Origin of the sequence: Herbiconiux sp. (genome assembly GCF_004297105.1) — a bacterium.
Classification (GTDB): Bacteria; Actinomycetota; Actinomycetes; order Actinomycetales; family Microbacteriaceae; genus Herbiconiux.
On sequence record NZ_SCVE01000006.1, the window covers coordinates 135380 to 147058 of the forward strand.

Below are 11679 nucleotides of genomic sequence, written 5' to 3' on the forward strand. Positions count from 1 at the left end.
AGCTCCGCGCCCGCACCCCGCCTGTATGCTTCGAGATGTGCCGCGCACCGCCCGCGAACGACGCAAGCTCCTCACTCGCACGAGCCGCAATCTCGGCATGCTGTTCACCGCCTCGGCACTCGTGAGCCTGGTGGTTCCGAACATCGGATCCCTGCAGGTCATCCTCCCCGGAGTGCTCCTCATGGCGTTCACGGGCGCCTCCTTCTACGTGGTGGGGAACGCACGCTCCCCCATCTGGCCGGCCATCACGTATCTCGTGAGCCTCGCGGCCCTGGGGAGCTTTCTCCTCCCCGGAGTGGCGGTATCCGACATCCCCACCACGACCGCGATCACCTTCTTCGCCTCCACCGCCATCCCCTCGCTGATCGCCTCGATCGCCGCGAGCTCCCGGCTGCTGTGGCTCGTGCTGCCCGCTTACATCCCCGTCGTGACCCTCGCCACCGCCGCCACCTGGGCGAGCGGCCGCGCCGCCTTCGTGATCGCGTCGATCGTGGTGGGGTGGGTGTGCCTCTTCGTCACCGCCACCTGGCTGTCGGCAAGCCTCCGCCGCGCCTTCGCCGGAATGAGCCGGCTGGGCCGCGCCCACGCCCTCGAGCGCCAGGCGAGCGAGATCGAGGCGCAGCGCCGGCAGGGCGCCCGACTGCTGCACGACACGGTGCTCGCCACACTCACGCTCCTCGCCCACTCCGGCATCGGCGTGAATCCGGATGCCCTGCGCAACCAGGCGGGCGAAGACGCGCGCCTGCTCCGCCAGCTGCGTCTCGGCGGCACCCCCATGCCCCGGTCGTCAGGCGGCTACACGCTCGAGCCGGTCGAGACGAGCGACCTCGGCCACACCCTCGAATCGGTGAAGCAGCGCTTCGGCAGGATGGGGCTGCAGGTCGCCTGGCACGGCAGTGGCCAGATCCTGCTGCCGAGCCATGTGCTCGATGCCTTCCTGCTCTCGCTCTCCGAGTGCCTCGAGAACGTGCGCCGGCACGCGGAGGTGGGCTCCGCCGACGTCACGATCACCGAAGACGACCTGACCGTGCGCGCCATGGTGACGGATGCGGGCATCGGCTTCGATCTCGACTCCGTCGACGTCGGCCGTCTCGGCATCGCCGAATCCGTGATGGCACGCATCCGCGACGTCGGGGGCAAGGTGCGGCTCTTCTCCTCACCGGGATCCGGAACCACGGTCGTGCTGGAGGTGCCGAAATGAGCGAGCACCCCCGCGACCGCACACGGCTTCGCGAACCATCCGACGGCATGCTCACCCAGCTCATCCGCGCCCGGCGCATCGGTCCGCGCGCGGTCGACGAGGTGCGCCAGAACATCGCCCGCGACTCGCGCCTCGGCATCGGCTACCTCGGCATCGGAGCGGTGATCGTGGGCGTGCTGCTGATCGGCCGCGGGCTCGTGTCGTTCGGCTGGACCTGGCAGTACAACGACCAGCGGGTGATCTCGGCCGCCGCCTGGGTGCTCGTGATCGCGGCCTTCGCCCTCGCCGTGCTGGTGGCCAGGCGTCACCGCGGCAGCCTCCCGGGGTGGGCCTTCGCGACGGTGCTCGGTGCCGATGCCGTCGCCCTGACCCTCGACCAGGCCGCCACCTGGCTCGCCGCCGACACCGCCAGCTACCTCACGGTGGGCGTGGGCATCGGCGCGACACTGCTCGCCTGCGTCACCTTCCGGCCCGTGTCGAACACCGTGATCGCCGTGATCGTGCTCACGAGCGCCATTCTCGCCGCCCTCATCGCCAGCGAGGGCTCGACGCCAGGCAGCCTGTCGGTCGGCATCGCCCAGCTCGTGCTCTCGGTCGTGCCCACCCTCGCCGGGGTGATCGTGGTGCGCTCCTTCGGCGAGCTGGTGCAGCGCGAGCTCGACCGCACCGTGGCCGAGAGCACCATCGGGGCACCCCGTTACGGCATCGGCCTGCTCGCCTCCACCGAACTGGCCCGGCTCGACCTCGCCGCTGAGGAGCTCCTGCAGGATGTGCACACCGGCCGCGTCGACCTGCCGCTCGACCGCGACCTGTCGGCCACCGCATCCGGGCTCGCCACCGATCTGCGGCGCATGCTGATCGCCGGCAGACGCGAGACCTGGCTGCACCACGCCGTCACCGAGTCGGCCTACCTCAGCGCCGTGGTCACCCTCACCGACCCCGACGGTCTCGCGGGGTATCTCGCTCCGGTGCAGCGCGACGGGCTGCTCTCGGCCATCTGGCTCATCGTCGACGAATCAGGTCGGGTCAATCCGCTCATCGAGGTGTCGATCGGTCGGCCGAGTTCCGCGAACGGCGGCGGACCTGACGATAGAATGGTGCTCCCGATAGCCGTTTCGATTGCAGGCGTCACTCGCCGGCGGATCGAACCGGCCGTCTGGTCGGCACTGTCGCGGGTAGGGCAGTACTCGGTGGATGCCAGAACTGGCTCTCTGCGGGTCGGTGTCGACGCCCACGTTGTCGTCCCGGATGCCTCGCGCTGACGGGAAGAACTTAGGAGCTCCTCTGTGACCATCACGCGCGATCCGATCCGTCTGGCCATCGTCGACGATCACCGCATGCTGTTGGGAGCCCTCACCGAGTGGATCCGCGGCGCCGCCGACGACATCAGCATGGTGGCCGCCGTCACCACCTGGCCGGAACTGCTCACCCATCCCGAGTTCCCCGTCGATGTCGTGCTGCTCGACCTCGACCTCAAAGACAACCTCCCCGTCTCCGTGAAGCTGCGCGCGCTCAAGTCGGCGGGCGTGAAGACGGTGCTCATGAGCACCTACTCCGAGCCCGTCGTGGTGCGCGAGGCCATCGCGGCCGGTGCGCTCGGCTACCTCGTGAAGAGCGAGGAGGCCGACATGATCGTGGAGGCCATCCGCGCCGCCGCCGTGGGAGACAGCTTCATCTCCACCGAGCTCGACCTCGCCCTGGCGGCCGACGACCTCGAGTCGGCCCCCCGGCTCTCCGCCCAGGAGCGCCGCGTGATGGCGCTCTACGGGGGCGGCGAGCCGGTGAAGCAGGTGGCGAAGGCCCTCGACATCTCCGAGGAGACGGCGAAGTCGTATCTCAAGCGCATCCGTGAGAAGTACCGCCTGGTGGGCATCGATGTCGGCACCAAGGTGGCGCTGCGCAAGCGCGCGATCCAAGACGGACTGCTCCCGCGTGATGAGTACCTGGCGAACCAGACGGCCGACGACTTCGAAGACGACGTGCTGCCGAGCTGACGCTCGCGCCCCCTATTCGCCGCGTTCGCCGAGCGCCTTTTCGAGCCGCTCCACCTTGCCGGTGAGTTCACCCGAGTGCCCGGGCCGGATGTCGGCCTTCAACACGAGCGAGACACGCGGCCCGTAGGCCTGCACGGCCTCGGTGGCTCGCTTGACGACGTCGAACACCTCGTCCCACTCCCCCTCGATGGTGGTGAACATCGAGTCGGTGGAGTTCGGGAGACCTGATGACCGCACCACCTCGACGGCGGCGGCTACGGCGTGATGGAGGCTCGCGCCATCCGGATCACCCTGCTCAGGAGACCCCCCGGAAGGCGCCACGGAAAAGGCCACGAGCATCGCTGTCCACCTCTCTCGATGTCTTCCTACTCTGCCACAGCATCACGATGGCGATGCCGAGCAGGCACACGGTGAGCAGGTTGCGGAGGGTGAGCACACCGAGCATCACGGGGTCGAGCCCGAGCACCCAGTCGTACGCGATCGGGTAGATGATCTGGGTGAGCGCCCCCATCACGAACGCGATCATGGCGGGCAGGAAGAACCGGCGGCCCTGCGTCACGATCCCGAGGATGATCGGGGCCGAGAGCCACACCATGAACTGCGGCGACCCCACCTTGTTGAACACCATCAGCACGGTCACCATCGCGAGCGCCAACGGGGGCAGCACCACGGTGGACGCCGCACCCGTGCGCACCACGAAGAACGCCAGCACCAGGATGGCCGCGACGGCCACCACGAGAAGCGGAGTCATGAGCGTGGCCGCGAGGTCGCTGCCGGGACCCGTGACCTGGAAGGTGAGGATGTCGGTGGAGTAGTACACCCGGGTTCGGTCGCCGAAGAAGGCGAGCCACATCCAGATGGTGGAGATCGGGGCCTCCACCTGCATGCCGCGGCCGGTCTGCTCGGTCACGAAGCTGAACGCGTTGAGACCGGCGCCAAAGGCCAGGGCCCCGAGGGCGACGCCGACGAGCGTGACCACGGCGCCGAGCGCGAAGCGCATCCGGCGGCGGATGGCGATGAACGCCGCGGCGATGAGCGCGGCCGGCCACACCTTCACCCAGGTGGCCAGGCCGAGCAGCACGCCAGCGACGACCGGGCGGTTGCTGATGACGAGCAGTCCACCGATCACGAGGTCGACCGTGAAGATGTCGATGCGGCCCACGGCGACGGGGCCGATCAGCAGCAGGAAGGCCAGCCACCACCAGGCGGCGATCAGTCGCAGCTCGTTGCCCGCGGTGCCGGGCCGGTTGCGGGTGATCAGATAGGCGAAGACCGCAGCGTTCGCGATGGTGACCATGATCATCCAGCCCACGCCGTAGAGGCCGGGGCCGAGCACGAGCGAGGCGAGCATCGGCAGGAACGCGAGGATGGGGTACACCCAGGGCCCGTCGATGCCGAGCCGGTAGCCGTCGAGCGACTGCTGCACCCAGGGGAGATAGACGTTCGTGACGTCACCGAAGGGGAGATTGGGGTGGTTCAGTCCGATCCAGCCCAGCCAGAGGTGGGTCAGAAGGAAAGCGCACCAGAGAACGACGGGCATGGCACCCAGTCGTCGCACGCGTGTCAGCACGACGGCCATCCTATGGGGAGCTGTCTGAATGCGCGGTGACCCCGGGCCGCGGAGGCCGAGACCCAGGTGTCACTCCGCCCGCTCTCAGCCCTTGGCCGGTTTCACTTGATGTACTTGGACGTCCCTTCGATCCGGAAGCCCTGCGTGTACAGAACTGTCAAGATCACGGTCGCCCTGCTGGCCGGCGTCGCCGCCATCGGTGCCGTGGCCGTCGTGGCCGTTCCGATCGTGGCGCGCAGCGTGAACCTCGATCCGAGCGCGCTCGTGCAGCAGGTGGTTCCCACCGTCTTCGCCGCTCCGGAGGCCACCGCCTCGGCCACAGGATCGGACACCACGAACTGGACGCTCGACCCGTCGTCGACGGTCGCCTATCGCACCGACCTCGCCGGCCGCATCACCGTGAGCGGCAGCACGAACCAGGTGTCGGGTGCCATCGCGCTGAGCGACGACCGGGTCACGGATGCCGAGTTCATGCTCGACCTCGCCACGCTCTCGAGCGGCGACGGGGTGCGTGACTCCCTCCTGCAGGCACTCGTGGCCGCCACCGGGGAGAACACCACGGCCTCGTTCGTGCTCACGCAGCCCGTGGCCCTCGGCGAGGCCGGAAGCACCGTCACGGTGCCGGTGGTGGGCGTGCTCACCCTGCGCGGCATCAGCAATCAGGTCGATGCGGATGCGCAGCTCTCGTTCGGCGGAGGCACCGGCACGATGTCGGCGACCATTCCGGTCGACCTCGCGTCGTACGGCATCTCCCTCGCCGACCTCGGGGTGCCCGGCGACACGGGGGTCGCGTACATCGACGTCGACCTGGTGGCCACGCCGTCCGACTGAGCGGTCAGTCCTCGATCCGGGGGCCGCGCTCCATCCCGCCTACGAGACGACGCACCACTCCCCCGGTTGCCCGGGCGATGTCGAGCGCCGTGATCGGTCCACTCGCGGCGGCCTCCGCGGCGGCCCAGGCATGGATGTAGGCTCCGGTCGCGGCGAGATCGACGAGCCGTGTCGCATCCTGCAGCACCTCCTCGGAGTGCGTGGCCACCAGGGCTCCGACGATTCCGCCGAGCACGTCGCCCGAGCCCGCGGTGGCGGCCCAGCTCGAGGGCGCCCCGATGGTGAGGGCACGGCGCTCCCCTCCTGTGGCCGGGGCGCACACGTGCGTGACGCGGCCCTTCAGCAGCACCACCGTGCCGGTGCGGTCGGCAGCGTGCTCGGCCCAGTGCGCCGGATCGGCGTTCACCGCGGCGCGATCGACCTCGATGCCGAACCGGCCGAGGAGCGTCACGAGCTCGCCCGCATGCGGGGTGAGCACGGCGGGCGCGCTGATCCGGTCGACGAGGTCGAGGGCTCCCGCGTCGAGCACCACGGGGCGATCCCCGCCCGTGACGAGGGCGAGGCGCGCGCGGGAGCGTTCGCTGCGGTCATCCGGATCCATGCCCGAACCCGCGAGCCACGCCTGCACCCGGCCCGGGGCCGTCACCACCTCGGGGCGCGCCCGCAGGACCATGTCCGAGGCGCGACCGGGGCCGAGATAGCGGATCATGCCGAGACCTGCACGCGATGCAGCCTCCACCCCGAGCACGGCGGCACCCGGATAGGCACGCGACCCGGTGACCACACCCAGCACGCCGCGGCTGTACTTGTCGTCATCCGCTCCCGGCACCGCGATGCATCGCGCGGCGTCGAACTCGGTCCATTCGCGCCACGGCGCCGCGTTCTCCTGCATGCTCCCACGATAGGACCGTTGCCCCGCGACGCCCCGTGACAGGGCGGTCTCGGTGTGCGGCGATAATCGAAGGATGCCCGCATCCGCTCTCTTCGAACCTCTGACGCTTCGTGGCGTCACCGTGCGCAACCGCATCTGGGTGGCGCCCATGTGCCAGTACTCCGCCGAGCAGCACGACGGGATGCCGGGCGACTGGCATCTCGTGCACCTCGGTTCCTTCGCCACCGGTGGTGCCGGGCTCGTGCTCACGGAGGCCACGGCGGTGACTCCCGAGGGACGGATCTCGCCCGAAGACCTCGGAATCTGGAACGATGCGCAGCGCGACGCCTTCCGGCGCATCACCGCCTTCATCAGTGCGCAGGGCGCCGTACCGGGCATCCAGCTGGCTCACGCGGGCCGCAAGGCATCCACCTACCGCCCCTGGAGCCCCCAGCGCGGCAGCGTGCCCGCCGATAAGGGCGGCTGGGGCACGGTCGCGCCCACCGAGGCGCCGTTCGGCGACTACGCGCCGGGCCGCGCGCTCAGCACCGACGAGATCGGCGACCTGGTGAGCAGCTTCAGAGCCGCTGCACGGAGAGCCGTGGAGGCCGGTTTCCGGGTGATCGAGATCCACGCCGCCCACGGCTACCTGGTGCACCAGTTCCTGTCGCCGCTGTCGAACACCCGCACCGACGCCTACGGTGGGTCGCTCGAGAACCGGGCTCGTCTCCTGCTCGAGGTGGTCGCGGCCGTGCGCGCCGAGATCGGCGACGACCTCCCGCTCCTCGTGCGGTTCTCCGCCACCGACTGGACCGATGACGGCTGGGATGCCGGGCAGACCGCCACCGTGGCCGCCTGGGCGCAGCAGGCGGGCGCCGACTTCTACGACATCTCGAGCGGCGGCAACGTGCCGCGGGCGAGCATTCCCGTCGGCCCGCTCTACCAGGTGCCCTTGGCCGCCGAGGTGAAGGCGGCCGCGGATGTCGCGGTCTCCGCGGTCGGGCTCATCACCACGCCGCAGGAGGCGGAGGACGTGGTGGCCTCGGGTCGCGCCGACGCCGTCATGCTCGCCCGCGAACTGCTGCGCGACCCGCACTTCGCCCTTCGCGCCGCGCACGAGCTCGGCGCCGAGATCGACTACTGGCCTGCGCAGTACCTCCGGGCCCGGCTGTAGTCGGCGAGGCGGGTGACGCGAGCGGCCCGGTCAGCGCCGGGTCGCATCCTGAACCTCGCCCACCAGCTCCTCGATGATGTCCTCGAGAAACAGCACGCCCGTGGTGGCGCCCTGCTCGGTGAACGAGCGGGCGAGGTGCGCTCCCGACTTGCGCATCGAGGCCAGCGCATCCTCCAGCTCGGTCTTCTCGAAGAGCGACGGAAGGTGCCGGATGCGCTTCGCGGGGATCGGCTCGTCGAACTCGTCGTCGTCGAGGTCGATCACGTCTTTCAGGTGCACGTAGCCGGCCGGCTGCCCCTCGGCGTCGAGCACGACGTAGCGCGAGAAACCGTGCTTGGCCACGGCGCGCTCGACATCGGCCGGCGTCGCGTCCGCCGGGAGACTCACGAGCGACGACAGCGGGACCGCGACCTCGGCGACCGTCTTGGTGGTGAACTCGAACGCCGCCGAGAGGGTGCCGGTGCGGTCGGAGAGCACGCCCTCCTTGGTGGACTGGGCCACGATGGTCGACACCTCGTCGAGCGTGAACGCACTCGCGGCCTCGCTCTTCGGCTCCACCCGGAACAACCGCAGAACCCCGTTCGCGGTGGCGTTCAGCGCCACGATCACGAAACGGAACACGCGGGCGATGCCCACGAGCGGCGTCGCGAGCATCAGGACGGCCCGGTCGGGCATCGAGAACGAGATGTTCTTCGGCACCATCTCGCCGAGCACGACGTGAAGGAACGACACGAGCAGCAGCGTGATGATGAACGCGATCGTGCCCGTGGCCTCCTCGGGGAGACCCGTCAGATGGAGCGGGCCTTCCAGCAGGTGATGGATGGCGGGTTCCGACACGTTCAGGATGAGCAGCGAGCACACGGTGATGCCGAGCTGCGTCGTGGCGAGCATGAGCGTCGCGTGCTCCATGGCGAAGAGAGCGGTCTTGGCGCTCGCCTTGCCCTGCTCCGCCAGCGGCTCGATCTGCGAACGGCGCGCGGAGATCACCGCGAACTCCGCGGCCACGAAGAAGGCGTTGCCCGCGAGCAGCAGCACGAGCCACACGATTCCGAGCCAATCAGACATCGCGCACCCCCTCGTCGTCGGGCAGATCGTTGCGGGGCGCGGCGCCCACCGTCGAGTCCGACGGGGCGGGGATGAAGCGGAGCCGGTCGATCCGGCGGCCGTCGAGCCGCTCCACGCGCAGCGCGCCATCCGGCAGCACCACCACGTCGCCCACGACGGGCAGTCGCCCGAGCTCGCTCATCACGAAGCCGGCCACGGTCTCGTAGGGTCCGTCTTCCGGAACCCGGATGCCCGCCTGATCGGCGAGCTCATCGGGTCGCAGCATTCCGGGGAACGTGGTGTCGCCACGCGACTGCACGACACCCGCGCGGGTGCGGTCGTGCTCGTCGACGAGCTCGCCCACGAGCTCCTCCACTAGGTCTTCCAGGGTCACGACCCCGGCGGTTCCGCCGTACTCGTCCATCACCACGGCCATCTGGTAGCCCCGGCCGCGCAGCTCGCCGAGCAGCACGTCGAGGGTCATCGTCTCGGGTACCCGGACCGTCTCGGTCATGATCGCCACCACGGGCACGTCGGCCCGCCGGTCGCGCGGGATCGACATGGCCTGCTTCACGTGCACGAGCCCCACCACGTCGTCGATGTCGTCGTCGATCACGGGGAACCGGGAGTGACCGGTGGTGCGGGCGAGCTCGAGAACGGATGCCGTGGACTCCGTGCGCTTCACACTCGCCACGCGGGGCCGCGGAGTCATCACGTCGGAGGCATCGTGCGACGAGAAGAGCAGCGTTCGGTTCAGCAGCGTGGCCGTGTCGACGTCGAGGCTGCCCTCCATCGCCGAGCGGCGCACGAGCGATGAGAGCTCCTCCGCGGTCCGCGCGCCCGAGAGCTCCTCCTTCGGCTCGATACCGACGAGCCGGAGCAGGCCGTTGGCGCTGCCGTTGAGCAGCCGCACGGCGGGCTTGAACACCGCCGTGAACACGAGCTGGAACGGCACCACGATGCGCGCCGTCTTCAGCGGCAGCGCGAGGGCGAAGTTCTTCGGCACGAGCTCGCCGATGATCATCGAGAGCAGCGTGGCGAACACGATGCCGATGGTGGCGCTGATGGGCGGCACAGCCCCCTCGGGGATGCCCACGGCGAGCATCGGGTCGCGCAGCAGGCTCGAGATGGCCGGCTCCATCGTGTATCCGGTGAGCAGCGTCGTCAGCGTGATCCCGAGCTGCGCGCTCGAGAGGTGCGTGGAGGTGTGCCGCAGCGCCGTGATGGCGGGCTGAAGGCCCTTCTCCCCGCGCTGCTGGCGCGCCTCGAGGTCGGAGCGGTCGAGATTGACCAGCGAGAACTCGGAGGCGACGAAGAAACCGGTGCCGATCGTGAGCACGAGCCCGACTCCCAGCATGACCCACTCAAAGACCACGGAGGGCTCCGGCAAGGAAGAGGGATGAACCGTTCACGATCGGCGACGGATGGGCAGAAGGGGGGTCGTCCATTGTCCGTCCACTATAGCCGCGGTCACCAGCTGACGGGCAGCGCCTTCCCCTCTTCGTAGCCCGACGCCGACTGCGTTCCGACCAGGGCGCGGTCGTGGAACTCGGCCAGCGTGGCCGCCCCCGCGTAGGTGAACGAGCTGCGCACTCCCGACGTGATCATGTCGAGCAGGTCCTCGATCGACGGGCGCAGCGGGTCGAGGTAGATCTTGCTCGACGAGATGCCCTCGGCGAACAACGTCTTGCGTGCCAGGTCGTAGGCGCTCAGGCGGCCGAAGCGCTCCTGCACCGCTTTCGTGGAGGCCATGCCCCAGCTCTCCTTGTAGAGCCGGCCATCCGCATCCGCCGACAAGGTGCCCGGCGCCTCGATGGTGCCGGCGAACCACGAGCCGATCATCACGGATGACGCCCCGGCCGCCAGCGCGAGCGCCACATCGCGCGGGTACCGCACGCCGCCATCGGCCCAGACATGGGCGCCGAGGGCACGGGCCGCCTCCGCCGTCTCGAGCACGGCGGAGAACTGCGGGCGGCCCACCGCCGTCATCATGCGGGTGGTGCACATCGCGCCCGGGCCCACTCCCACCTTCAGGATGTCGGCTCCCGCAGCCACGAGGTCGCCGACGGCCCGCGCGGTCACGACGTTGCCCGCCGCGATCGGCACACCGAGCTTCGCCGCCTTCAGCGCCGTGAGGGCGCGCAGCATGCCCTCCTGGTGGCCGTGCGCGGTGTCGACCACGAGAACGTCGACGCCGGCCTGCACGAGCGCGCGCGCCTTCTCCACCACCTCACCGTTGATGCCCACCGCGGCGGCGACCCTGAGACGGCCGTTCGCATCGACGGCGGGCCGGTAGATGGTGGCGCGCAGAGCGCTCGTGCGGCTGAGCGTGCCGATCACGGCGCCGTGCCGCAGGACGGGGGCGAAATCGATGTCGGCCTCGACCATGGCGTCGAAGGCCTCGCGCGGGCCGTCGATGTCGTCGGCCGAGAGCGCGGTCAGCGCACCGTGCACGAGATCGCCGAGCTGGGCATCCGGCAGCGCGGTCGCGAGCCGCGACGCGGCGATGCAGCCGAGGTACACCCCGTCGGAGTCGTGCAGCACGAGCCCCTGGCCGGCCACGGCCGGCACCTGGCGGAGCGCCTCCTCCACCGACTGCTCGGGGCGGAAGTCGAAGGGCGTGTCGAACTCGACCGGCTGGTCCTTCACCCAGCGGATGGCCGTGGCGAGGTCCTGCAGATGCATGTCCTGCGGCAGCACCCCGAGACCACCCCGGCGGGCGAGGCTCGCGGCGAGCCGGGGCCCGGTGACCGAGTTCATGTTGGCCGACACGATCGGGATCGTCGCCCCGGTGCCGTCGGTGGGCGCCAGCGACACGTCGAGGCGCGAGGTCACCGCCGATCGGGACGGGATGAGGAACACGTCGGAATAGGTCAGATCGTGACGACCGGGATCTCCAGAGAACTCCATGTGAACAACGCTAGTCCCGGCCGCTGTGAGCGGATGCCCGGCTCGGTAGGTTTAGGCTTGACTCTGCACGTGTCCACGCGTGAA

General features: G+C 69.9%; 11 protein-coding genes. 5 read left to right on the forward strand and 6 right to left on the reverse strand.

Annotation, left to right across the window (positions count from 1 at the left end):
* The first annotated feature begins 37 nt into the window (after nt 1–37).
* The 3 genes from EPO52_RS02160 to EPO52_RS02170 are packed head-to-tail and all read left to right on the forward strand — an operon-like array spanning nt 38 to nt 3195.
* Nucleotides 38–1201 carry an ATP-binding protein gene (locus EPO52_RS02160; RefSeq protein WP_290801266.1) on the forward strand — a complete coding sequence of 388 codons (1164 nt, stop codon included), beginning with the start codon at nt 38–40 and terminating at the stop codon, nt 1199–1201.
* Nucleotides 1198–2463, forward strand: coding sequence for a hypothetical protein (locus EPO52_RS02165; RefSeq protein ID WP_290801268.1), 1266 nt, complete (start codon nt 1198–1200; stop codon nt 2461–2463). The genes EPO52_RS02160 and EPO52_RS02165 overlap by 4 nt, the downstream gene beginning before the upstream one ends.
* 24 nt (nt 2464–2487) lie before the next feature.
* A complete protein-coding gene (locus EPO52_RS02170) occupies nt 2488–3195 on the forward strand; it encodes a response regulator transcription factor (protein WP_290801270.1) in 708 nt (235 codons plus the stop codon).
* Between the two features lie 12 nt (nt 3196–3207).
* Here the strand turns inward: EPO52_RS02170 and EPO52_RS02175 are convergent, their stop codons facing one another.
* Entirely contained in the window at nt 3208–3534 is a 327-nt protein-coding gene (locus EPO52_RS02175; RefSeq protein WP_290801272.1) for a thiamine-binding protein, read from the reverse strand.
* The gene (locus EPO52_RS02180; protein WP_290801274.1) at nt 3491–4765 is read right to left on the reverse strand and encodes a glycosyltransferase family 87 protein; all 1275 of its coding nucleotides are present in this window, start codon (nt 4763–4765) and stop codon (nt 3491–3493) included. Before EPO52_RS02180 ends, EPO52_RS02175 begins: the two co-directional genes overlap by 44 nt.
* Nucleotides 4766–4909: 144 nt before the next feature.
* Here EPO52_RS02180 and EPO52_RS02185 point away from each other — a divergent pair, with 144 nt between their 5' ends.
* Nucleotides 4910–5596 carry a YceI family protein gene (locus EPO52_RS02185; RefSeq protein ID WP_290801276.1) on the forward strand — a complete coding sequence of 229 codons (687 nt, stop codon included), beginning with the start codon at nt 4910–4912 and terminating at the stop codon, nt 5594–5596.
* Nucleotides 5597–5600: 4 nt separating this feature from the next.
* On the opposite strand, the gene EPO52_RS02190 is transcribed toward EPO52_RS02185, so the two are convergent.
* Nucleotides 5601–6488: an ADP/ATP-dependent (S)-NAD(P)H-hydrate dehydratase gene (locus tag EPO52_RS02190; RefSeq protein ID WP_290801278.1), complete on the reverse strand. Its 888-nt coding sequence runs from the start codon at nt 6486–6488 to the stop codon at nt 5601–5603.
* 73 nt (nt 6489–6561) lie between these two features.
* Here EPO52_RS02190 and EPO52_RS02195 point away from each other — a divergent pair, with 73 nt between their 5' ends.
* Nucleotides 6562–7641, forward strand: a complete 1080-nt coding sequence (locus EPO52_RS02195; protein WP_290801280.1) for an NADH:flavin oxidoreductase/NADH oxidase — start codon at nt 6562–6564, stop codon at nt 7639–7641.
* 30 nt (nt 7642–7671) lie between these two features.
* On the opposite strand, the gene EPO52_RS02200 is transcribed toward EPO52_RS02195, so the two are convergent.
* From EPO52_RS02200 to EPO52_RS02210, 3 genes are all read right to left on the reverse strand, one after another.
* A complete protein-coding gene (locus EPO52_RS02200; protein ID WP_290801282.1) occupies nt 7672–8706 on the reverse strand; it encodes a hemolysin family protein in 1035 nt (344 codons plus the stop codon).
* Nucleotides 8699–10042: a hemolysin family protein gene (locus EPO52_RS02205; protein WP_290801284.1), complete on the reverse strand. Its 1344-nt coding sequence runs from the start codon at nt 10040–10042 to the stop codon at nt 8699–8701. The genes EPO52_RS02200 and EPO52_RS02205 overlap by 8 nt, the downstream gene beginning before the upstream one ends.
* A 113-nt stretch (nt 10043–10155) precedes the next feature.
* On the reverse strand, nt 10156–11595 hold the full coding sequence (locus tag EPO52_RS02210; RefSeq protein WP_290801286.1) for a GuaB1 family IMP dehydrogenase-related protein: 1440 nt from the start codon (nt 11593–11595) through the stop codon (nt 10156–10158).
* Nucleotides 11596–11679 lie beyond the last annotated feature (84 nt).

Excerpts from the sequence above, each read along its gene's own strand:
- EPO52_RS02165 (WP_290801268.1), top strand. The coding sequence starts at position 1,198 with ATGAGCGAGCACCCCCGCGACCGCACACGGCTTCGCGAACCATCCGAC.
- EPO52_RS02205 (WP_290801284.1), bottom strand. The coding sequence starts at position 10,042 with ATGCTGGGAGTCGGGCTCGTGCTCACGATCGGCACCGGTTTCTTCGTC.
- EPO52_RS02190 (WP_290801278.1), bottom strand. The coding sequence starts at position 6,488 with ATGCAGGAGAACGCGGCGCCGTGGCGCGAATGGACCGAGTTCGACGCC.
- EPO52_RS02210 (WP_290801286.1), bottom strand. The coding sequence starts at position 11,595 with ATGGAGTTCTCTGGAGATCCCGGTCGTCACGATCTGACCTATTCCGAC.
- EPO52_RS02175 (WP_290801272.1), bottom strand. The coding sequence starts at position 3,534 with ATGCTCGTGGCCTTTTCCGTGGCGCCTTCCGGGGGGTCTCCTGAGCAG.
- EPO52_RS02195 (WP_290801280.1), top strand. The coding sequence starts at position 6,562 with ATGCCCGCATCCGCTCTCTTCGAACCTCTGACGCTTCGTGGCGTCACC.
- EPO52_RS02200 (WP_290801282.1), bottom strand. The coding sequence starts at position 8,706 with ATGTCTGATTGGCTCGGAATCGTGTGGCTCGTGCTGCTGCTCGCGGGC.